At 56.2% G+C, this 22,575-nt stretch carries 21 protein-coding genes; 3 read left to right on the top strand and 18 right to left on the bottom strand.

Annotated elements, in window-relative coordinates; genetic code table 11:
- Positions 1 to 3: 3 nt before the first annotated feature.
- From bamA to folK, 14 genes are all read right to left on the bottom strand, one after another.
- On the bottom strand, positions 4 to 2,508 hold the full coding sequence (gene bamA / locus ACP7IZ_RS03255) for an outer membrane protein assembly factor BamA (protein ID WP_063353689.1): 2,505 nt from the start codon (positions 2,506 to 2,508) through the stop codon (positions 4 to 6).
- Between the two features lie 85 nt (positions 2,509 to 2,593).
- Positions 2,594 to 3,706 (bottom strand): RIP metalloprotease RseP, encoded by a 1,113-nt coding sequence (gene rseP / locus ACP7IZ_RS03250; protein WP_426847818.1) that lies wholly within the window; start codon positions 3,704 to 3,706, stop codon positions 2,594 to 2,596.
- 31 nt (positions 3,707 to 3,737) lie between these two features.
- On the bottom strand, positions 3,738 to 4,895 hold the full coding sequence (locus ACP7IZ_RS03245) for a 1-deoxy-D-xylulose-5-phosphate reductoisomerase (protein ID WP_035354121.1): 1,158 nt from the start codon (positions 4,893 to 4,895) through the stop codon (positions 3,738 to 3,740).
- A 75-nt stretch (positions 4,896 to 4,970) separates the two neighbouring features.
- Complete coding sequence (locus ACP7IZ_RS03240) at positions 4,971 to 5,807, bottom strand: phosphatidate cytidylyltransferase (protein ID WP_426847817.1); 837 nt, start codon at positions 5,805 to 5,807, stop codon at positions 4,971 to 4,973.
- A complete protein-coding gene (gene uppS, locus ACP7IZ_RS03235) occupies positions 5,804 to 6,544 on the bottom strand; it encodes a polyprenyl diphosphate synthase (RefSeq protein WP_006116355.1) in 741 nt (246 codons plus the stop codon). Before uppS ends, ACP7IZ_RS03240 begins: the two co-directional genes overlap by 4 nt.
- 62 nt (positions 6,545 to 6,606) lie before the next feature.
- The gene (gene frr, locus ACP7IZ_RS03230) at positions 6,607 to 7,128 is read right to left on the bottom strand and encodes a ribosome recycling factor (protein WP_044583078.1); all 522 of its coding nucleotides are present in this window, start codon (positions 7,126 to 7,128) and stop codon (positions 6,607 to 6,609) included.
- A gap of 147 nt (positions 7,129 to 7,275) precedes the next feature.
- A complete protein-coding gene (pyrH, locus tag ACP7IZ_RS03225; RefSeq protein ID WP_035354124.1) occupies positions 7,276 to 8,013 on the bottom strand; it encodes a UMP kinase in 738 nt (245 codons plus the stop codon).
- A gap of 113 nt (positions 8,014 to 8,126) precedes the next feature.
- Positions 8,127 to 9,029 carry a GTPase Era gene (gene era / locus ACP7IZ_RS03220; protein ID WP_426847816.1) on the bottom strand — a complete coding sequence of 301 codons (903 nt, stop codon included), beginning with the start codon at positions 9,027 to 9,029 and terminating at the stop codon, positions 8,127 to 8,129.
- A gap of 6 nt (positions 9,030 to 9,035) precedes the next feature.
- Entirely contained in the window at positions 9,036 to 9,752 is a 717-nt protein-coding gene (gene rnc, locus ACP7IZ_RS03215) for a ribonuclease III (RefSeq protein ID WP_426847951.1), read from the bottom strand.
- 14 nt (positions 9,753 to 9,766) lie between these two features.
- On the bottom strand, positions 9,767 to 10,573 hold the full coding sequence (gene lepB, locus ACP7IZ_RS03210) for a signal peptidase I (protein ID WP_006116359.1): 807 nt from the start codon (positions 10,571 to 10,573) through the stop codon (positions 9,767 to 9,769).
- A gap of 87 nt (positions 10,574 to 10,660) precedes the next feature.
- A complete protein-coding gene (gene acpS / locus ACP7IZ_RS03205) occupies positions 10,661 to 11,068 on the bottom strand; it encodes a holo-ACP synthase (RefSeq protein ID WP_426847815.1) in 408 nt (135 codons plus the stop codon).
- Positions 11,065 to 13,434 carry a RelA/SpoT family protein gene (locus ACP7IZ_RS03200; protein WP_426847814.1) on the bottom strand — a complete coding sequence of 790 codons (2,370 nt, stop codon included), beginning with the start codon at positions 13,432 to 13,434 and terminating at the stop codon, positions 11,065 to 11,067. Before ACP7IZ_RS03200 ends, acpS begins: the two co-directional genes overlap by 4 nt.
- Positions 13,435 to 13,439: 5 nt before the next feature.
- Positions 13,440 to 13,811, bottom strand: coding sequence for a DNA-directed RNA polymerase subunit omega (gene rpoZ / locus ACP7IZ_RS03195; protein WP_003622533.1), 372 nt, complete (start codon positions 13,809 to 13,811; stop codon positions 13,440 to 13,442).
- Positions 13,812 to 13,901: 90 nt separating this feature from the next.
- Positions 13,902 to 14,414 carry a 2-amino-4-hydroxy-6-hydroxymethyldihydropteridine diphosphokinase gene (gene folK / locus ACP7IZ_RS03190; protein ID WP_426847813.1) on the bottom strand — a complete coding sequence of 171 codons (513 nt, stop codon included), beginning with the start codon at positions 14,412 to 14,414 and terminating at the stop codon, positions 13,902 to 13,904.
- A 157-nt stretch (positions 14,415 to 14,571) separates the two neighbouring features.
- On the opposite strand from folK, the gene ACP7IZ_RS03185 reads away from it, so the two are divergent.
- The 3 genes from ACP7IZ_RS03185 to ACP7IZ_RS03175 all read left to right on the top strand — a co-directional run bounded on the left by ACP7IZ_RS03185 (position 14,572) and on the right by ACP7IZ_RS03175 (position 16,940).
- Positions 14,572 to 15,195 (top strand): NYN domain-containing protein, encoded by a 624-nt coding sequence (locus tag ACP7IZ_RS03185; protein ID WP_006116363.1) that lies wholly within the window; start codon positions 14,572 to 14,574, stop codon positions 15,193 to 15,195.
- A gap of 160 nt (positions 15,196 to 15,355) precedes the next feature.
- The gene (locus tag ACP7IZ_RS03180; RefSeq protein ID WP_426847812.1) at positions 15,356 to 16,042 is read left to right on the top strand and encodes a carbonic anhydrase; all 687 of its coding nucleotides are present in this window, start codon (positions 15,356 to 15,358) and stop codon (positions 16,040 to 16,042) included.
- Entirely contained in the window at positions 15,975 to 16,940 is a 966-nt protein-coding gene (locus ACP7IZ_RS03175) for an endonuclease/exonuclease/phosphatase family protein (protein ID WP_426847811.1), read from the top strand. Before ACP7IZ_RS03180 ends, ACP7IZ_RS03175 begins: the two co-directional genes overlap by 68 nt.
- A gap of 71 nt (positions 16,941 to 17,011) precedes the next feature.
- On the opposite strand, the gene ACP7IZ_RS03170 is transcribed toward ACP7IZ_RS03175, so the two are convergent.
- The 4 genes from ACP7IZ_RS03170 to lepA all read right to left on the bottom strand — a co-directional run bounded on the left by ACP7IZ_RS03170 (position 17,012) and on the right by lepA (position 22,503).
- Positions 17,012 to 18,334, bottom strand: a complete 1,323-nt coding sequence (locus tag ACP7IZ_RS03170; protein ID WP_035354133.1) for a DEAD/DEAH box helicase — start codon at positions 18,332 to 18,334, stop codon at positions 17,012 to 17,014.
- A gap of 456 nt (positions 18,335 to 18,790) precedes the next feature.
- The gene (gene metW, locus ACP7IZ_RS03165; RefSeq protein WP_426847810.1) at positions 18,791 to 19,396 is read right to left on the bottom strand and encodes a methionine biosynthesis protein MetW; all 606 of its coding nucleotides are present in this window, start codon (positions 19,394 to 19,396) and stop codon (positions 18,791 to 18,793) included.
- A complete protein-coding gene (gene metX, locus ACP7IZ_RS03160; protein WP_035354139.1) occupies positions 19,396 to 20,571 on the bottom strand; it encodes a homoserine O-acetyltransferase MetX in 1,176 nt (391 codons plus the stop codon). The genes metW and metX overlap by 1 nt, the downstream gene beginning before the upstream one ends.
- A gap of 126 nt (positions 20,572 to 20,697) precedes the next feature.
- Positions 20,698 to 22,503 carry a translation elongation factor 4 gene (lepA, locus tag ACP7IZ_RS03155; RefSeq protein WP_426847809.1) on the bottom strand — a complete coding sequence of 602 codons (1,806 nt, stop codon included), beginning with the start codon at positions 22,501 to 22,503 and terminating at the stop codon, positions 20,698 to 20,700.
- Positions 22,504 to 22,575: the final 72 nt, after the last annotated feature.

The following is a 22,575-nucleotide window of genomic DNA, read 5'->3' as shown; positions in this document are numbered from 1 at the left end:
ACCTCAGAATTGCTGGCCGAAGCCAAAGCGAAGGAGCTGCGTGCGGTCATTATGGCTCCGCATAACTGGCACACCCAGATCGATGTTCAGCAGACCAAACGGACTTTTCCATGAAAAACCAGCACCAGCACTTACACGTGGGCGCAATGTATCACCGCTGACAGGCGTGTAATAGATACCATCATTCGCCTTGCTTGTATAAAGGCGCTTCACACGCAAACCAGCGACACTCCCTGTATCCACAAACGCACGCCCGCCAATACCCATGTCAGACAGGAACGGAATAGGGAAGTTAAGCTGGGCGGAAGCGTTATACATAAAGCGCCCACCCAACAGATCTTCGGACGAATGGTTAAGGATACCCACACTACGCGGGCCTGCACCACCATCCAAGAAGCCGCGCAGGTTGTTACCACCCAGATAGAAGTTATCAATAATATCGTGGCGGCCATTACCCCAGTCGGCCATGTAACCGGCGCCACCGCGCACCATGAACGTCCAGCTATGGCTGTTGGTAATATCATCCAACGGCACATAGTACGCACCGTTAACCTTACCGCGGACGTATTTTTCATCGCCACCAATACCGGCAAAGTCACCGCCAACAGACACATAGTACCCACTATGCGGCGCCATGCGGTTATCACGCGTATCATACATAAGGGTGGTGCTAAGCTGCGAAAGCAGAGACTTACCCTTCTGATCCAGCACGTAGTAGGAGGACTGATCCCATGTATCACCCACCCAACGGCGGATCAGGCTGTAGTTCCAGGATTGGGACAGATAGCGGTTGTACGAATACCCCATACGCAGGGTGATACCGTAGCGCCCTTCAGAATAGTTCTGATAGGTCTGGTAGTTGTTTTCAACAAAGAAGATATCCGCACCGGCAACAAGGTTGCGCCCCATAAATGCAGGGTTGGTGATGGAGATATCCGCCTGTTTTTGCCACTGCGAAACGGTGCCAGAGAACCCGGCATCAACCCCGGTGCCCAGCAGGTTATGCTGTTTTAGCCCAACGTTACCGATCACGCCCACGTCGGTTGAGTAACCGCCACCAAGCGAAAATTCCCCGGTGGGTTTTTCCACCACGTTCACCGCAACGTTGGTGCGATCAGGCGTAGACCCCTGAGCAGTGGAAACATCCACGCTCTTAAAGAAGCCCAGATCCTGCACGGCTTCCTTGGCGTATTTCTTGTAGCTGGTGGTGTAGGGGTCGCCCTCAGCAAACGGCAACTGGCGGCGGACCACATTATCCTGCGTGATGGTGTTGCCGTTCACATCAATACGCTCAACGTAATGGCGTGGGCCTTCGCTCACATCAAACAGCAGGTTGACTATCCGCTTTTCCGGATTGCGGGCAATGGTGGGGCGTACTTGTGCGAACGGATGCCCTTCGGCCTGGAGGATTTCCTCCATATCCGTAGCGTTATCCTGCACGGCCTTGCCATCGTACCACTGATGCGGGAACAGCTCGACATACTTACGCAGGGATTTAGCCGGCACATGGCGCAGGCTGGAGCGGATATCCACCTTACCCAAACGGTAGCGCACACCTTCATCCATCGTGAAGGTGACGTAGAAAGACTTCCGATCCGGCGAGAGCTCGCCTTTTACGTCCTTGATCTGAAAATCCACAAACCCGTTGCGCAGGTAAAACCGGCGCAGCAATTCCGCATCGTATTTAATACGTTCGGGGTTGTACTCATCGGATGAGGACAGGAAGTGGTACCAAGCTGTTTCCTTAGAAGAAACAACGCCTGCCAGACTGGATTCGCTGTAAGCCTTGTTGCCTACAAACGCAATCTTGCTGATGAGTGTCTGCGGCCCTTCGTTAATCTGGAACACCACATCCACACGGTTATGCGCCAGCTTGATGATCTGTGGCGTTACCACCGCAGCAAAGCGGGCCTTCTGGGCGTACACTTCCAGAATACGCTGCCGATCATCCGCCGTGGTTTCGGCCGAGAACACCGCACGCGGGCGCAGAGCCAGCACCTTGCGCAGGTCTTCATCCTTAGCGGCGTGGTTCCCCTCGAACACGATACGGTTGACGATGGGGTTTTCCTTCAGGCGCACCAGCAGGATGTTGCCATCGCGGCGCAGCGTGACATCCTTGAACAGGCCGGTGGCGTAAAGAGTCTTGAGCGAACGGTCCAGATCATCCTGACTGAACGGGTCCCCCACACGCGCAACCATATAGGACAGCACGGTGTTGGTTTCGATACGGGTGTTACCCGATACCCGGATATCTTCAATATATCCGCCCGTAGGCGCAACAGATGATGTGGATTCGGAAAGGCGCGGCGTGCGCGCATGTATGGCGCGGGATGGCGCCACCACCGCAGCAGGTGCGGCGGCACTTGTACCTTCTGTTGATGCGGCGGATGCCTGTCTGCCATCCACCATCACAAAAGGTAGCACACAGACAGAAACGAACAGGGCTGAACGCTTACCCGTCAAGATCTGCTTCCTTCCATCCGGGTCGCTTTTCGTACGAAAGCCCATCTTCCGTTCTCATTCCGCCCGCAACGGGAGGTATCCGAAATCACCCCTGTCACGCAAGCACTTCCCTTCCTGTTCCCGCCGTCATTCATCCTACAAGCGAAGCAATCCACCTGAACAGGCCAAAACCTGAAAGGTCATTGAACGTGGAGAACAGGAACAGGCCCGCAAGCAATGCAAAACCAACCTGAAAACTGATCTCTTGCACCCGCTTGGAAACCGGGCGGCCTCTTATTGCCTCTATGGCATAAAAAACCAGACGTCCACCATCAAGAAGCGGCACAGGGAAGAGATTAATCAGCCCAAGGTTAACAGATAGCAGCGCCATAAAGGACAACAGGCTGGCAAACCCATACTGCGCCACCTGCCCGGAAAGTTGCGCAATCTTGAGCGGACCGCCCAAATCTTTGGCTGTATGCTGGCCGGTTAGAATCTGCCACACGCCATCCAGCGTTTGCACGCTGGCGTTCCATGTGGCTTTTACGCCCGCCACCACAGCCTGCGGAAATGGCAGTGGCTTACCAACTTCCGTGGCAAAGATAATACCAAGCTGACCATGCGGCTTTTGAGGAGTCGAATCCGGGGCCTTGCCGATGGTAATGGGCAACGTCACGCTCTGTTCGCCACGTTTTACGGTTAGCGTGGTTTGTGCCCCAGCCTGCGTGGAAATGGAGGCCTGAATATCTTCCACGCCGGTAACATCATGGCTGCCGATACGCTGAATTACATCGCCCTGTTGCACACCAGCCACAGCCGCCGCGCCATTTGGCATAACGGTTGCAATCTGATCGCGCACATGCGGCTGGCCCGTTGTGGCAAACAGCAGAGCGAACAGCACAAAGGCCAAAATGAAGTTAAAAATCGGGCCTGCCAGAATAACAATAGCGCGGGAAAAAACCGATTTATCGTGGAAGGTACGGCCCTTTATCCACGCAGCTTTTTGCTCTGGGGTCGCGTCTTCGGGGTCTTCAAACCCGTGGGGGCGCACGTAACCGCCCAACGGAATGGGGCAGATACGCCATTCCGTGCCGGATTTATCGCGCCAGCGGAACAGGGCCGGGCCAAACCCGAGCGAGAACACCTCAACATGCACGCCACGCCACTTGGCCGCCAGATAGTGGCCAAGTTCGTGAAAGCTCACCAACACACCCAGCACGAAAACGAAGGAAAGCAGTGTACGCAGGTAATCGTGTATCATCATTCTTCCGATATCGGCTGGGGGCTGCGTTTTCTCAAGCCGCGTGAACGGGAATCAGGCGCTGTGCGGCACGGCGTGCCTCGGCATCCCAATGCAGCACGGCGTCCAGCGTATCTGCTGGCGGTGCGCCAAGGGCCACCATGACTTCTTCCACAATGCGGGAAATATCCAAAAAGCCGATCTGTTCGTGCAGGAAGGCATCAACCGCAATTTCGTTAGCCGCGGAAAGGATGGCAGGTGCGGCCCCACCCTTACGCAGTGCTTCACGCGCAAGGCGAAGTGCTGGAAAGCGCACTTCATCCGGCGCATAGAATTCCAGCTTACCAAAGGCCGCCAGATCCAACTGGGGAGACGTAGTGGCCATACGCTGCGGCCAAGCCAGCGTGTGTGCGATGGGGATACGCATATCGGCAGAGCCCATCTGGGCAATCAGGCTGCCATCTGTGTATTGCACCATGCCATGCACCACAGATTGCGGATGCACCAGCACATCAATTTTGTCTTCCGGCAGATTGAAGATACGGGCCGCCTCAATAACTTCCAGCCCCTTGTTGAACATGCTGGCAGAATCGATGCTGATTTTGGCCCCCATGCTCCATGTTGGGTGCTTGAGCGCCTGCGCACGGGTGGCTACGCGCATTTCTTCCAGCGTGGAGGTGCGGAACGGACCACCAGAAGCCGTGAGAATAATTTTTTCAACCTGATCGATCTGCCGATCAGCCATGGCCTGAAAAACAGCATTGTGCTCAGAATCCACAGGCAGCAGTGTCGCGCCCGCTTCCTTTACGGCACGCAGCATTACATCACCGGCGCACACCAAGGCTTCCTTGTTGGCCAGTGCAATGCTTTTGCCGTTTTTAACCGCAGCCAGCGTGGGTTCCAGCCCCGCAGCGCCTGTAATGGCGGCCATTGTCCAATCTGCCGGAAGGGCTGCGGCATCAATCACCGCCTGACGGCCACAGGCAACTTTTGTGCCGCTGCCTGCCAGCAGGGTTTTCAGCTCTTCAAACGCGCTTTCATCAGCCAGAACAGCCAGTTCCGCCTGTAGGCTACGGGCCTGCTCTGCCAGTTTGGCTGCATTTTTGCCCCCCACAAGCGCCCGCACCCGAAACTGGTCTCGCGCCTGCTCCAGCAGATCTACGGTTGAACAGCCAATGCTGCCAGTGCTGCCCAGAACGGTTACGGTTCTCATGCTTAACGTCTTTCCAAACCTGAAAATACAAACGGCGGCAGGCCGCCCAACAGGCGGCCACACCACCCATTGGCCCTACCCCGGCAGATGGCCTGCCAGAGCCCTTAAAATGGTGCGTGCGCCCGCTGCCCAAAATGGCATGGAAGCCCCCGCACATACAGAAACCAGTGCCGCCACAGGTGCAGCCACCACCAGCCCATCAAACCGATCCAGCAGGCCACCATGCCCCGGCAGCAGCTTGCCCGAATCCTTTACGCCCAAGGCGCGCTTCATTGCGCTTTCGGCCAGATCCCCTGCTTGGGCGGAAATACCCAAGATACCGCCCCATACCAATGCGGAACCCACGCCACCTAAGCCGGAAAGTGTGGCAACAATACCGCCGGTTGCCACAGCGCCCACCAAGCCGCCAACAGCGCCGGAGCGCGTTTTACCCGGAGAGATACGCGGTGCCAGCTTGGGGCCGCCAAAAATGCGCCCCGCCACATAGGCCGAACTATCGCTGGCCACCACAACGGCAATCACAAACAGAACGGGCCAGAAGCTGGCCTGCCGCAACCACAGCAGCGCCGTGCCTGCCAGAATAATCACGCACATAATGGCGCAAAGCGGGGCACCAAAAACCAGAGAGCTGAGGCAAAAAACCACAAAATAAGCCCAATGCCCGGTAGCCGCAGAAAGCCCGGCACAAACAGCCCACAGCATATACAGCACGCCGCGCCAGCTTTTAATGGAAAGCCCAAACAATGCTGCGGCCTCTACCGCCATGCCACCCATCATGCCCAGAATAAGGGCATCATACGCCAAGCCACCCAAGCCAATGCACGTACCGGCCACAGCCACCAGCACAGCGGCAGACATAAGCCGCGGGCGCAGATCACGCCATGCTGAGGTATCCTGCGCGTTCGTGCTCATGCCGGGCCTTGAGGGCGCGCGCCAAAACGCCGTTCTCGCTGGGCGTATTGGTCTAGCACCATAGCAAAATGTCGTTCGTTAAAATCGGGCCAGAACACGTTCAGAAACACCAGCTCAGCATATGCGCTCTGCCACAGCAGAAAGTTGGAAAGCCGACATTCGCCACTGGTGCGCACCACCACATCGGGGTCTGGCACGCCGCTGGTCCATAAAAAGTTGCTGAACACGCTTTCTGTAATCTGTTCTGGCGCAATGCGGCCATCCTTGACCTCCTGCGCCAAACGCTGCGCCGCCTGCACAATATCCAGCCGCCCACCATACGAAAGCGCCAGAATAAGCGTAAGCTTGCTATTGCCGCGGGTTAAGGATTCGGCCTGCGCCAGTTCCTCTCGCAAGCTGTCATCAAAGCGGGCCAGATCACCAATAAAGCGCAGGCGCACGCCTTCCTTATGCAGTTCACGCACCTTGTGGCGCAGGTAATACCGCAAAAGGCCGGTGAGGTCTGAAACCTCCTCCTGCCCCCGTGCCCAGTTTTCTGATGAAAACGCGTACAGCGTTAAATACGCCACACCACGCTGCATGGCTGCGCGCACGCAACGGGCCACGGCTTCCGCCCCTGCCCTGTGCCCGGCAAGGCGCGGCAGGCCGCGTTCGCGCGCCCAGCGCCCGTTTCCATCCATGATGACAGCAACATGGGTTGGAATTGCCGGTTTTTTATCAGCTAGCCGCGTGGACATAACAGGCAGGGTTCCACCCCATTAACGTGCACAAACACATCCGAAGAAGCACCAATACTGCCTCAGACCTGTTTGATTTCCTTGTCTTTATCGGCCAGCATATCATCAATTTTTTTCACATACTGGTCTGTCAGTTTCTGAATGGCGTCAGACCAGGTTTTAACATCGTCCTGGCTGATTTCACCTTTCTTTTCAAAACCCTTGGCTTTGTCCATGCCATCACGGCGCACGCCACGCACGGCCACCTTGCCGCCTTCTGCATAACGGGCAGCAGCTTTTGCCAGTTCGTTACGGCGTTCTTCTGTAAGCTGCGGAATGGGCACGCGGATGGTCTGCCCTTCCCCCGCCGGGTTCAGGCCCAGGCCGGAATCACGGATAGCGCGTTCTACAGCGCCAGCCAGTGCGCGGTCCCACACCTGCACGGTAATCATACGTGCTTCTGGCACGGCAATGGAGCCAACCTGTGTAAGCGGCACTTCACCGCCATAGGCTTCCACCCGCACAGGTTCCAGCAAAGCCGGGCTAGCGCGGCCAGAGCGCAGGCCAGAAAAATCACGGCGCAGGCTATCCAGCGCGCCATCCATACGGCGCTTCAGGTCATCCAGCAGAGCATTCAAGTCAGACACGGTGTTTTCTCCCGTTGCATCCTACAGCAGGGCATGGCCTTACATGCCCCGTTCAGTTTGTCGGTCATTCTGGCGGCATAGGATGCCAGAATGATGCGGCGCTTTTCAGGCGGCTTCGATAATCCGTGTGAAAGGCCCTTCATTGCGCATCACACGCGGGAAGGCCCCTTCCTCGCCAATATTGAAAACAATGATAGGCAGACGGTTTTCACGCGCAAGGCTAATGGCCGCGGCATCCATCACGTTTAGCTGGTTGGCCAGCACGTCCATGTATGTCAGCTCTTCATAACGCTTGGCGGTGGGGTCTTTTTTAGGGTCTGCGGAATAAACGCCATCTACCTGCGTGCCTTTCAGCAGCATATCGCATTCCATTTCCGCAGCGCGCAGGGCAGCGGCTGTATCCGTGGTAAAGAACGGGTTGCCTGTGCCCGCAGCAAAAATAACCACACGCCCTTTTTCCATGTGCCGCACAGCGCGGCGGCGGATATATGGCTCCGCAATGGAAGACATATGGATGGCGGACATTACCCGCGTTGCAATCTGCTCGCGCTCTAGCGCGTTTTGCAGCAGCAGCGCATTAATAACGGTGGCCAGCATACCGGCGTAATCACCCTGCGCACGGTCCATGCCTTTGGCGGCGGCTGCCAGCCCGCGGAAGATGTTGCCACCCCCCACAACAAGGCACACTTCCGTGCCGGAACGCACGACTTGGCCAATATCATGGGCAATGCGTTCTACCGTCTGCTGATCCACTCCGAAGGCGCCATTGCCCATCAGGGCTTCCCCCGATACCTTGAGCAACACGCGTTTACGGCTTGGCTTTTCGCCTACAGAAGCAGTCATTGGCCCTCGATCTTGCAGAAAGTCCCACACAGATCCCACACCGTATGCAGATACGGCGAGATCGCCCCCTCTTATCCTTCATGGCGCACGGCCACAAGCGCCCATGCGGTAGTTTATGGCACGTCGTCCAGACCAATGGCGCGTAGGCGGGCGCGCTCTTCATCCCATCCGCCGCGTTCCTTTACGTTCAGAAACAGGTGGCAGGGGCGTTCGAGCAGGCTGGAAAGCTGCTTGCGCGCGCGTTCTCCAATCTGGCGGATTTTCTGCCCACCATTGCCAATCAGAATAGCCTTATGCCCCGCGCGGGACACATAGATGGTGGCATCTATACGCACAGATCCATCTGGCCGCTCCTTATAGCTTTCGGTTTCCACCGTGGCGCTGTAGGGCACTTCTTCATGCGTTTGCATAAAAATTTGCTCACGCACCAGTTCGGCAGCCAAAAGCCTGTCTGGCAGGTCTGTTAGATCATCTTCTGGGTACAGGTGTGGGCCTTCGGGCAGGCTTGCAGCCAGCTTGTCCAGCAGGTCTTCCACACCATTGCCGGTGCGTGCGCTCACCATAAACACGTGCTCAACCGGCAGTTTTTCCGTAATGGACGCCGTAAGCGGCAACAGGGCCGTGGCGGGCACAAGATCGGTCTTGTTCAGCACCAGCCATACCTTGCGCTTGGTTTCTGCCAGACGCTCAATAATGGTCTGCACGGCTTCTGTCAGCCCGCTGCGGGCATCTACCAGCAGCAGCGTGATGTCTGCATCTTCGGCGCCTGTCCACGCTGCGGCCACCATAGCGCGGTCCAGCTTACGGCGCGGGCGGAAAATTCCCGGTGTGTCCACCAGCAGAATCTGGCTGTGCCCGCGCATAAGAATGCCCAGAACCCGAAAGCGCGTGGTTTGCGCCTTGGGTGACACGATGGATAACTTGGCACCCGCCATGCGGTTAAGAAGTGTTGATTTGCCTGCGTTTGGTGCCCCCACAAGGGCAGCAAAACCGCAGCGCGTGGTATCATCAGCCATGCTGGGCTACCCCTCCAGTTTTTCTAGTAAATCAGCGGCGGCGGCACTTTCCGCAGCACGTTTGCTGCCTGCCCGGCCTTCACCAAACAGGCCGCCCGCCGTAACGCGCACCACAAACAGCGGTGCGTGAGAAGGGCCATCCGCCCCTATTGTTTCATACACAGGCAGGCTTTGCCCGCGGCCAAGCACCCATTCCTGCAACGCAGTTTTGGGGTCTTTGGGGGGGTGCGCCTGTGCATCCAGCGCAGATTGCCACCAATCCCGCACCATCTGGCGCGCAGGCTCCAGCCCGCCATCCAGAAAAACTGCGCCCAGCACGGCTTCCAGCGCATCGGCCACCACATTGGCTGCAGTTTGCACACCTGCGCGGGCTTCATGCGCGGCCACGGTAAGAGACTGCGGCAGATCCAGCCTATCCGCAATTTCCGCCAAGGAAACGCGGGAGACCAGATGCGCCAGCCGAGACCCCAACGCACCTTCCTGCTCGTTTGGAAAGCGCTCTAGCAGCCATTCCGCCATCAGCAGGCCCAGAACGCGGTCCCCTATAAATTCCAGCCGCTCATTAGAGCCAGCGCCCTTGGCTTTCTGGCGCTTACGCCCGCCTGCTTTCTGGTGCGCGGCAGAACGATGCGTCAGTGCCTCCTGCAACAGATCAGGATTAACAAAGCGATAGCCCAGACGCACTTCCAGCTCTTCTAACCGGAAGCGTGCGGCATCGGAAATATTGCTTGGTTTTCTCACGATACGCCCCGCAGAATGCGCGCCCAGCGGATTTCAACTGGCCAGTACCAGACCTGCCAGAACGGGTGGGAAGACTGAACTGAGAAGAAAATACGCTGCGCCCGGCCTACCAGATTTTCCATAGGCACAAAGCCCAGATCCTTGGGGCCATCACCCATAAAGCGGCTATCTGCGCTATCATCCCGGTTATCACCCATAGCAAAAAAGTAACCGGGCGGCACAACATATTCGGGCGTATTGTTCTGCGGGCCTTCATCCGTCAGCTTAAGGATATCGTGCTTGACCACCGTGCCATTGGCGCTGCCGGGCAGTTGCTCTGTGCAGGCTTCGCCTTCCATATCCACCTGCGTTTCATCCCGCGTGGTGTAGGTATGAGGATTCAGGCACGGTACTTCCTGCCCGTTTAGAATAAGATGGCCATTTGTAACGCGGATATGGTCCCCCGGCAGGCCGACAATGCGCTTGATGTAATCAACCGATGTATCCTTGGTGTAGCGGAACACAGCCACATCACCCCGATGCGGTTCTGCCCCCCACACCCGCCCCTCAAACAGGTTGGGGGAGAACGGGAAGGAATATTTGGAATACCCGTAGCTAAACTTGGACACCCAGATGTAATCCCCCACCTGTAAGGTTGGGATCATGGAGCCTGATGGGATCACAAAAGATTCAAACAGGAAGGTGCGCACCACAGTTACCACCAGCACCACCGTTATAATGGTGCGCAGGGAGTCCAGCACGGTATTTCCGCCCTTTGCGGGCTGACCTGCCCCGGTGGTGGGAGGATGTTCCGGTGTGCTCATGCGTTATCTCGCCCGTTCCTGCTGTTCAGTAAAAAAGAAAAATCCGGCGGATCAAGCCGCGCAGGGCGCTGGATGTCAAGCAGGCGTTCATGCCTTGCGGGCTGATATCAGCACCTGCGCCAACGCGTATGGGGGCTCATCCGTCATGCTCAGCACAATATGGGGCACTGTGCCGGAGGGCATAAGCTGCACCAGTTTTTGCGCGGCTGCCCCGGTGAGCACCAATGTTGGCTGGCCAGATGGCAGGTTTTGCACGCCTATCTGGTTATGCGCCACCCCTTGGGCAAAGCCGGTGCCCAATGCCTTTGCGCAGGCCTCTTTCGCGGCCCAGCGTTTGGCATAAGCCCCTATACGGGCCTGGCCGGATCTGCTTTCCGCCTTTGCGCGCTCCTGCTGCGTGAACACACGCTGCACAAACCGATCTCCAAACCGTTCAAGAACCTGAGCAATCCGGCGCATATCGCACAGATCCACCCCGGCGGAAATCAGTGTCATGATTTTACCCTATCTGCCTGCGTAATGCCCGGGGCAGCGCGCAGGCTGGCAATAACCGAGGAAAGATGGCGCAGGTCCCGCACTTCCACGTCCACAAGAATTTCCGTGAAATCAAGCTGACGATGCACGATTTTAAGGTTCACCATCGCGGCATCGGATTTGGAAATGGAGTTGGTGATATTGGCCAGCACAGCGGCCTCGTTTTCCGCCACAATACTGATACGGCCAACCCGCATCTGCCCGGCCCCGCCAGAACGGGCCATGGCATCGTAATCCCAATCCACATCCAAAAAGCGTTCTGGGGTTGCGGAAAAACTTTCCAGCGTCTGGCAGGTGCGGGTGTGAATGGTCACACCGCGGCCAGTGGCCACCACGCCTACAATTCTATCCCCCGGCAAGGGGTGACAGCAGGCGGCGTAATGCACAGCCACACCGGCACCCAACCCCACCAGCGGCACCGCAGCGTTGGATGAGCGGCGGCCAGAACCCCCTGCCCCGCGCGCCCGTGGCCCCGCCGTACCCAGCACACCGGGCAGGCCAGAAAGCATACGCGGCACACGCTGCACGCGCTTGAGTTCGGGGTACGCTGTATGCACCACATCCCGCGCGGGCAGATTACCTGCGCCCACAGCCACATACAGATCTGTAAGCGAGCTTTGTTTGAGCGGCTTGAGCGTGGTTTCCAGAATCTTTTCAGACCCATCCACACCTTCCTGACGGAAGGCTTTAGCCAGCGCGGCACGCCCGCCATCCAGCGAGACCTGGCGCTGCTGCTGCGCCACATAACGGCGGATACGCGCGCGCGCCTTGCCGGTAACAACAAACCTTTCCCACGAAGGAGAAGGCGCGCCGCCACGGGCCGTCATGATTTCGACCTGATCACCGTTTTCCAGCTCATGCCGCAAGGGCATCAGGCGGCCGTTGATCTTGGCGCCCACGCAGGTATCACCCACATGGCTGTGCACGGCGTAGGCAAAATCTACCGGAGTGGCCCCACGTGGCAGAGAAATAAGCTGGCCTTTGGGTGTGAAGCAGAAAACCTGATCCTGATACAGCTCCAGCTTGGTGTTTTCCAAAAACTCATCCGGGGCGGATGAAGCTTCCAGAATTTCCAGCAGATCCTGCACCCAGCGCGGGCGACGCAAGCCGCCATAGCCGCCTTCTTCCGTACCTGTGCCTTCCTTATAGGCCCAGTGCGCGGCCACGCCGTTTTCTGCCACATCGTGCATATCCTGCGTGCGGATCTGCACTTCAATCTTCTGGTTACGAGGAGAGCGGAGCGTTACCCCCGTATGCAGGCTTTGGTATCCGTTGGCCTTGGGGGTAGAGATATAATCCTTAAACCGCCCGGCTATCATGGGGTAGGCCGCATGCACGGCACCCAGCGCCATGTAGCAATCCTCCCGCGTGTCCACAATCACACGGAAAGCCATGATGTCTGAAAGCTGCTCAAACGCCACATTGCGGCGCTGCATCTTTTCCCAAATGGAATACGGAGATTTCTCGCGCCCCGAAACCTGAACGTTCTTCAGCCCGGCTTCATGGCACAGGCGCAGCAGTTCTCGCCGCACTTCTTCAATAACATCCGCACCCTGCCCGCGCAGGTAGTTCAGGCGCGTGCGAATGGTGGCATCGGCTTCTGGTTCAAGCTGCGCAAAGGACAGGTTTTGCAACTCTGTCTTAACGCGGTCCATACCAATGCGCTCGGCCAACGGCGCATAGATATCCAGCGTTTCACGCGCAATGCGCTGCCGCCTATCCTGCCGCTCCACAAAATGCAGGGTGCGCATGTTGTGCAGCCGGTCTGCCAGCTTGACCAGCAGAACACGGATGTCCTTGGACATAGCCAGCACAAGCTTGCGGAAATTTTCTGCCTGCTTGGTACGGTCTGATTGCAGTTCCAGCCGTGTCAGCTTGGTTACGCCATCTACCAGATCCGCCACTGTGGGGCCGAACTGCGCCTTAAGCGTATCGTAGGTAACGCCGGTATCTTCTATGGTGTCATGCAGCAGAGCGGTGCAGATAGACTGCACATCCAGCCGAAAGCGGGCCAGAATCATGGCCACGGCAAGCGGGTGGGTTATGTACGGGTCACCATTATCGCGCTTCTGGTTTTCGTGCGCCTTGCAGGCCACAGCAAAAGCGCGGCGAATGCTTTCTACATCCGCCTTGGGTGCGTAAGTGAGCACCCGGTTCACCAGACGCTCGCAATTCAGCTCACCCCGCCCGCCATTTTCTGGGGCGGAAGCCGGTGTGGCAGTTTTTTCTGCAGAAGCGTCTGTTTTAACAGGCTGCAACACGCCCTCCCCCGAGTCCTTAACGGAAACCGGAACCGGAGGAGAATGATCGCCGCCCGTGTGCGCCACCCGAATTACCGACGTGCGCGACCGGTAAGTGCAGCCTCAATAGCCCGCACATCATCAGCGGCTTCTTCTTCTGCAGAAACTTCCTGCAAGCCAAAGATGTTCTGCTCGGTCGGAACCAGATCCTGCACTTCTTCTTCCACGGGTTCGGGCTCGGGTTCACGGGCCTGAGAACGGATCAGATCATTGCGCAGAGCGGGCAGAGAGACGGTTTCGTCTGCAATTTCACGCAGAGCGACAACGGGGTTTTTATCGTTATCCCGATCAACTGTCAGCTCTTCCCCGCGGGAGATATTGCGGGCGCGCTGTGCGGCATAGACCACCAGTTCAAAACGGTTCGGGACCTTTTCCACACAGTCTTCAACGGTGACGCGGGCCATTGCGGAGAGCCTCCAGACAAGTTTCAGCTTATAGATGCTTACAGGAACAGAAAGAGTATATTACCGCATCCGCCCCGCCTACGGAAGAGTTTATTCTTTTACGGGCTGTATTTCCTGCCCCGCAACGCCTTCCAGCAGGGTATCCAGCCCCTTGCCGGTTGCGGGGTCTTTCCACTCTGGCGCTACATCATGCAAGGGATACAGCACAAAAGCGCGCTGGGTAGCGCGGGGGTGGGGCAGCGTAAGGCGCGGTGTGTTAATCTGCAAAGTATCTATGGAAATAATATCCAGATCAAGCGTGCGCGCAGCATTTGGCACGGAACGTACGCGCCCCAACCGCGTTTCCACCCCCTGAAGCGCATCAAGCAGAGCCAGAGGCTCCAGCGTGGTGCGGCAACGCACAACCCCATTAACGTAAGGAGGCTGCCCAGATGGTGGCACAGGCGCACTTTCATACCAGCGGGAAACAGCCTCAACTTCTAGTTGGGGCAGATTTTTCAAGGCCTGCACGGCTTGCTCACACGTCTGGCGGGCGCTTAATCGCAAATGCGGAAGATTCGCACCTATCGCTATCAGCACTGATCTGGTATTCATTTCCGGCATCGTTATAAACCCGTTCCGCAGCGGCTAATTCTGCCACATTTGATGGATATAGTTACCAAATGATCTTACCATTCTTTCTATCAAAACCGAAAAGACCCCAGACCATTTAATAGTAACGCCCAAAACAGCACCCCAAAGTATTTAGAGGAAACCAACTATGAACCTTCAGAAAACCGAAAAGACCTGCCTTTTCATTGATGGCTCCAGCCTATATTCTACATCCCGTAGTCTTGGTTTTGATGTGGACTATAAAAAGCTGTTGGATTTCTTTGCCGCCAAAACGCATATTATCCGCGCTTATTATTATGCCGCCATTTTGGACACAGAAGATTACTCCCCCCTTAAGCCACTTACAGACTGGCTCTCCTATAACGGGTATTTTCTTGTCACCAAGCCTGCGCGGGAATTTACCGATTCTACCGGCAAGCGCCGCGTAAAAGGCAATATGGACATAGAAATTGCCGTGGATATGCTGGAAATGGCCCCCCATATCGACCACGCCATTCTGTTTAGCGGTGATTCCGATTTCCGCCGTGTGGTGGAGGCCGTGCAGCGGCAGGGCACGCGGGTTTCTGTTGTCTCCTCCATGCGCTCCACCCCACCATTGATTGGGGATGATTTGCGCCGGCAGGCAGACCAGTTTCTGGAGCTTTCCGCTCTGGCAGGCAACTTTACCCGCAGGCAGACAGAAAACCCCCGCCCCGTGCGCACCAATGCCCCACCCGTGCGCCACCCGGCAGACCAAATGAGCGAACCGGATGAAGATGATCCGCTAAGCTAAGCGCGCAACATGCAAAATGCCACCTTCCACCAGAGGGTGGCATTTTTTTTCATCTGCGTGCAAAACTCTTAAGGTTGTCTCGCCGTTATTTAACCGTCACCATTGTTGAAGCCCTTTGTTTCAAGGGTGAACCGACATAGTAATTTGCCGGAGTTTTTATATGCCCTCATGTTCTGAAGCCAGAAGCAGCCTTCTTTCCCTGCTGCGTGGGGTTGAGCACTTCAACACCGAAATCTTTCCTGCCAAAAAAGAACTGTTTGCCAATCTGGCAAAAGGGCAAGCCCCGGAAGCTTTGTTTATTGCATGCGCAGATAGCCGCATTAACCCCAACCTTATCACCCAGACAGGGCCGGGTGATCTGTTTATTTTGCGCAACATTGGCAACCTTGTACCTGCATATGGTGAAATGCTGGGTGGTGTGTCCTCCGCAGTGGAATACGCTGTTCTGGGCCTTGGGGTTTCTACCATTATTGTGTGCGGCCATTCTGATTGCGGCGCCATGAAGGCCCTGCTGGAACCAGAAAAAAACGGGCTGGATAAAATGCCCACCGTACGCAAATGGCTGCGCAATGCAGAAGCCGCCCGTGCGGCCACCCTGCACACCTTTACGGGCGAAGATGTTGGCCCCGCCACCGTGCGTTCTGTTGCAGAACAGAACGTGCTGTTGCAGTTGGCCCATTTGCGCACGCACCCTGCGGTAGCTGCTGGGCTGGCAAAGGGCACGCTGTTCCTGCAAGGGTGGTTTTATGATATCGGCTCCGGTGAAATTACGGTGCTGGATGAACAAACACGCAAAAGCCTGCCGATTAAAGCCGTTATTACACAAATGGAAGAAAAAGCCGCCTAAAAGCTCCGCGCTTTTCTTTTGTGGTTTTGTAATTGCTGCGTGTTGCCTGTGTTTTACTTCGGCAACCGCAGCAGACACACTTAAACTCAGCACATGGAATCTGGATTGGCTGCTTGATCCGGCTCACCCCGGCTATGCACAGGCCCCGCCAGATATTCCCCACCGCACCCCTGCTGATATTTCCAGCCTTGCCAGCTATGCCACCCATTTGCATGCCGATGTTGTGGCCTTGCAGGAAATAGAAAGCCCCGCCAGTGCCGGGCAGCTTTTTCCATTGGCGCGTTATCATCTCCCCATCAGCCAAGACCATGTATTGCAGCACACAGCGCTGGCTGTGCGTGCGGATATTCCGTTTGAGCAAAACCCGGATGTTACAGCGCTGGATACCTATGCAACGGCCCCGGCCACACACCACCATTTACGCAGTGGGCTAGATATTACGCTGCATCAAAACGGGCAGGCCCTGCGTATTCTGGTTGTGCATCTTAAAGCCGGATGCCCAGATAATCTGCCCCATGCCACACGCCCCACCTGCGCAACCCTTTGGCAGCAATTTGCCGTGCTGGATGATTGGGTAGCCACACGCACCCAACATCATGAAGCCTTTGCCATTATGGGGGATTTCAACCGCCACCTTACGGTGCATGATCCGCTATTTCTCACGCTTTTACGCATTGCACCGCTAGATCTGGTAACGGCAGGCACAGCAAGCCCCTGCCAAAACGGCAGCTACTTTATAGATCATATTATTCTGGGCGGAGCCGCACGGGCATGGAAAATACCAAACTCCCTACGTGTAATACCTTTGGCAGAAGAAGCGGGCCAAACACTCTCTGACCACTGCCCCGTTTCCATCACGCTGCAACTGCCATCCGCCAAAGAACAGCCGCAGCCATAGGCCCCGAAACAAAAAAAGCTGCCGCACCAAAGATGCAGCAGCCTTATTTTACAAGCTATCAGCCTGAAATATTACATGCGGCCAGCAGGCGCACCGGAACGGCCACCGTTACGAGCACCACCACCGGAACGGCGCGGGCCACCACGGCCACCACCCGGAGCACCCCCACGAGGCGCACCGCCGCCGCGCGGGCCGCCGCGGCCTCGGCCACCGCCACCCAGAACAGGCGGACGCATGGTGGAAGCTTCTGCTTCATCAGAGTGCCAAGGATGATCCCGAACCACCGGCACGGTTTTGCCAATAGTGCGTTCAATATCGCGCAGCCAAGCCCGCTGTTCTGCATCACAGAAGGAAACAGCCCAGCCATCACGCCCGGCACGTGCTGTACGACCAATGCGGTGCACGTAGCTTTCCGGCACGTTTGGCAGATCGTAATTAAACACGTGGCTAACGTCGTCCACATCAATACCGCGGGCGGCAATATCCGTTGCCACCAGCACTTTAACAGAACCGGAACGGAAGCCCTTCATGGCCCGCTCACGCGCACCCTGAGACTTGTTGCCGTGAATGGCTTCTGCCACCACGTTGTTCTTGTTCAAAAATTCCGCAACCTTGTTGGCTTCATGCTTCATGAGCGTGAACACCACAGCACGGGAAACCTTGGGAGATTCCACCATGTTCAGCAGCGCATCGCGCTTATCACCCGCGCCATTTACAAACATGACGGCCTGCTGAATACGATCCACCGTGCTGGAAGGCGGCGCCACTTCAACGCGTGCCGGATCATTCAGCAAAGATGCTGCCAGATCTTCAATGCTGCGCGGCATGGTGGCGGAGAACAGAAGCGTCTGGCGCTGCTCTGGCACAAAGGTCATGATACGGCGGATATCGCGCACAAACCCCATATCCAGCATGCGGTCTGCTTCATCCAGCACCAGAATTTCCAGGCCGGACAGATCAATAAAGCCTTGGCCCATCAGATCAAGCAGACGGCCCGGCGCAGCCACCAGCACATCTACGCCACGGCGCATGGCCTCAACCTGTCGGCCCTGCCCCACGCCACCAAACACAACGGCCTGCGTAAACTTCATATGGCGTGCGTAAGCTTTAAAGCTATCGCTAATCTGGGCCACAAGCTCACGCGTAGGCGCCAGCACCAGAACGCGGGGCTGTTTGGGCGTGTTTGCACGTGGGTTTTTAATCAGATGTTCCAAAATAGGCAGCGCAAAAGATGCGGTTTTGCCTGTGCCTGTCTGGGCCAAGCCCAGCAGATCACGCCCCTGCAACAGATAGGGGATGGAACGTTCCTGAATAGGAGTGGGTGTATCATAACCCTGCTCTGCCAATGCCTTCAGCAGTGGTGGAGCAAGAGCAAGATCGGAAAATTTAGTCATCAGGGCCAACCTTATTTGTGCAGCCTGAAAACGAGATCGAGAGACCGCACCCTTTTCAGTTATGCACTGTATGTTTTGTGGCGCACACGGAACATTTTTGCACCGGCTTGTAGCTGAGCACCCACAAAATTTTGAACACATCAAGATCCATAAAGGAAATTTTTGAACTGCGTTCGTTCCTTATAAACCTTGTAAAGCTGTATATAAGGGGACTTCCCAAACCTCGCAAGGCTTCCGTACCATATTAGTCCTAAAATGATGTTCGTGTAATGTTGAGGAATTTTTAGAAATCGGGCGAAAAATCGTTATAACATTACCGCATTTGAAAGTTTATTGCTGATATCTTAAAGGTATTTTTAAAATATTCCTATTTAGGAAATTCCGGAAGGTGTTCACGAAAAAGGCATAAATCTAACATAATTTTTAGGCAACTTATTGGCAGCAAACCTTCAACTCCTAGCCATTTCGGCGCCGGAGCAGGAAAAGAGCTTGCTCGCCAAACAGGTTGGCCATGCGGATAGAGCGCCGCCACGGGGCACGCTCCCCTTCCTCATCCACAGCCATCCATTGCTCTACAATGTAGCCATCCTGCTTACACAGCTCCAGAAAATCCCGGATGGTACAGGGGTGAATGTTTGGGGTTTCATACCACGGTGTGTGCCACACAGATGTCATGGGCATGCGGCCGCTTAGCAGCAGTTTAAGCCGCAACTGCCAATGCCCAAAATTGGGAAATGAGACAATAGCGTGCCGCCCAATACGCAGCATTTGCCGCAGCACTTCCCGCGGGCGCGCAACAGCCTGCAAGGTGCGTTGCAGCACCACATAATCAAACGCGTGGTGCGGATAATGCGCCAGATCGTGGTCTGCATCTCCATGCACCACAGGCAGCCCATGCGCGACAGACTTGGTAACAAGCTCCATGTTCAGCTCAATACCGCGTGCATCACACCCACGGTAACGGAACAGATGGTCAATAAGCGTACCATCTCCGCTGCCAATATCCAGCACACGGGTGCCGGGGGCTATCATTTCGGCAATAAGCCGCTGGTCAAGGCGCATCAGGCAAGCCCCGCATGTTCGGCCACACCACACAGAAAACCACGTACCGTGCGGTCAAAATCCGGTTCTTCCAGCAAAAAGGCATCGTGCCCTTTGTCTGTTTCTATTTCTACAAACGAGACATTGGCCGCCGCCCGGTTGAGCGCGCGCACCAGCGTACGGGCCGCCGATGTGGGGAACAACCAATCGGACGAGAACGACACCACGCAAAACCGCACCGGCGTACCCGCAAAAGCGTGCGTAAGTTCGCCATCATGGTCTGCGGCAATATCAAACCAATCCATCGCGCGGGTAATGCTCAGGTAGGAGTTGGCATCAAACCGCCGCACAAAGGTAGAACCCTGATAACGCAGGTAGGATTCCACCTCAAAAATATCGCTGAACATGGAAACAGGGCCTTCTGGCCCCTGCCCACCAACAGGCCCGCGCCGCATACGGCGGCCAAATTTGCGCGTTAAGGCTTCTTCCGAAAGATAGGTGATATGGCCCATCATGCGGGCCACAGCCAAACCACGGGCAGGCACAACATCATCCGCCCAATAGCGGCCACCGCGCCAGTCTGGATCTGCTATAATAGCCTGCCGCCCCACCTCGTTAAACGCAATGTTCTGGGCAGAATGGAAGGGCGCTGTGGCAATGGGCATGGCTGCCAGCATCATCTGTGGGTAGGTTACTGTCCATTCCAGCACCTGCATGCCGCCCATGGAACCGCCAATAACGGCAAACAGTTTTTCTATGCCCAAAGCCCGCACAAGTTTGTGCTGCGCGCGTACCATATCGCGGATGGTAATGGGCGGAAACGCCGTACCCCAAAGCTCTGTGCCATTGCCTTGTGCATCTGTGCGGGTAGAGCGCGGGCCGGTGCTGCCCATGCAGCCCCCCAGCACGTTGGAGCAGATAACAAAAAACCTGTTGGTATCAATGGGCTTTCCCGGCCCAACCATCCGGCTCCACCAACCGGGCTTGCCCGTAAGCGGGTGTTCTTCCGCCACGTACTGGTCCCCCGTAAAGGCGTGGCAGATCAGGATGGCGTTATCCCGCTTTTCTGAAAGCGTGCCATAGGTGCGGTAGGCAATATCAACAGGGGCAAGGGTAACGCCGCAATCCAGCCCCAGCCCTTCGGCAAACCGGACATGCTGCTGTTCACCAATGGCCAAGGGTGTTGTGCTGTTCATAAAAACGCCGAATGCTCCAAACAATCCCCTCCGGCATACGGACGTTTACAGGACAAGGCAAGTCCGGTTTCCAACGGCCCTGCCCTGTTACGCCCGATGTGCTGGAAAGTTCCGCCCGGTCCTGTTTCAGTGTTCCATTTTAAGCGCGGCCAAGAAGGCGCTTTGCGGAATTTCCACCTTACCAAACTGCCGCATGCGCTTTTTACCTTCCTTCTGCTTTTCCAGAAGTTTGCGCTTACGGGAGATATCACCACCATAACACTTGGCCGTTACATCCTTGGAAAGTGCGCCAATGGTTTCACGCGCAATCACCTTGCTGCCAATAGCGGCCTGAATGGCAATTTTAAACAACTGGCGGGGAATCAAATCCTTCAAGCGTGCGCAAATGGAACGCCCGCGAGATTCCGCCGCCGTGCGGTGCGCAATAAAGGACAGCGCATCCACTGGCTCCTGATTAACCAGAATGGAAATACGCACGAGGTCACTCTCCTCATACCCATCCATCTGGTAATCAAAGCTGGCGTAGCCACGGGTAAGAGATTTCAGGCGGTCATAGAAATCAAACACCACTTCGTTCAGTGGCAGGCGATACACCGCCATCGCACGGCTGCCCACATAGGTCAGATCCACCTGCACGCCGCGCCGTTCTGTACACAGCGTAAGCACCGCGCCCAGATATTCATCCGGCACCATGATGGTGGCTTTAATCCACGGTTCTTCAATGGTTTCAATCAGGGAAGAATCGGGCATATCCGCCGGGTTGTGCAGTTCTTCCCGCTCACCATTGGTGCGGGTGATTTTGTACACCACGGAAGGCGCTGTTGCGATGAGATCCAGATCGAATTCGCGCGACAGACGTTCCTGAATAATTTCCAGATGCAGCAAGCCAAGGAAGCCACAACGGAACCCAAAGCCAAGGGCTGCGGATGTTTCGGCCTCATAGTGGAAGGAGGCATCGTTCAGGCGCAGCTTGGCAAGGCTATCGCGCAGTTTTTCAAAGTCATCGGCCACAACGGGGTAGAGACCACACCACACCACGGGAATGGAGGGTTTGAACCCCGGCAAGGGCTTTTCTGCCGGGCGGCGATCATCTGTAATGGTATCACCCACATTACAGTCCGCCACGGTTTTAATAGCCGCGTTGATAAAGCCCATTTCACCCGGACCAAGGCTTTCAACATTGGTCATGCGCGGGGCAAACACGCCCACCTGGTCCACCTGATGCACAGCGCCGGAGGACATCATGCGCACTTTCATGCCGCGCTTGAGCCGCCCTTCCTTAATACGCACCAGCACAATCACACCCAGATACGGGTCGTACCAGCTATCAATCAGCATGGCCTGCAGGGGCTTTTCCGCATCACCTGTTGGAGGTGGCAGGCGGGTTACAACGGCTTCCAGCACGCCTTCAATATTCAGGCCGGTTTTGGCGGAAATTTCCACCGCATCATCAGCCGGAATACCAATAACTTCTTCAATCTGGGCCTTTACGCGCTCGGGCTCTGCTGCGGGCAGATCCACCTTGTTGAGCACGGGCACAATTTCGTGGTTGGCATCAATGGCCTGATACACGTTGGCCAGTGTTTGCGCTTCCACCCCCTGAGAGGCATCCACCACCAGCAAAGAACCTTCGCACGCCGCCAAGGACCGGCTGACTTCGTAAGCAAAGTCCACGTGTCCGGGGGTGTCCATCAGGTTTAGCACATAGGTGTTGCCATCCTTGGCCGGATAGGTCAGCCGGACGGTTTGCGCCTTAATGGTAATGCCACGCTCACGCTCCAGATCCATGTTGTCCAGAACCTGATTGGTCATTTCACGCGCGGTTAGGGCACCGCACGCCTGAATCAGGCGGTCAGCCAGAGTGGATTTTCCATGATCGATATGTGCGATGATGGAAAAATTGCGGATGAGCGAAAGGGGTGTATCGGTCATGCTGCTCCTTTAAGCGAAACGGAAAGAAAAGTCAGCCGCTTCCGCACGGGCTTGGGCCATTATCAGGTAAAT

The sequence above is a fragment of the Acetobacter sp. AAB5 genome, assembly GCF_050106715.1.
In the GTDB taxonomy this organism is placed as follows: domain Bacteria; phylum Pseudomonadota; class Alphaproteobacteria; order Acetobacterales; family Acetobacteraceae; genus Acetobacter; species Acetobacter oryzifermentans.
Note: the sequence above shows the minus strand (reverse complement) of the source record. Positions and strands in the feature narration are given on the sequence as shown.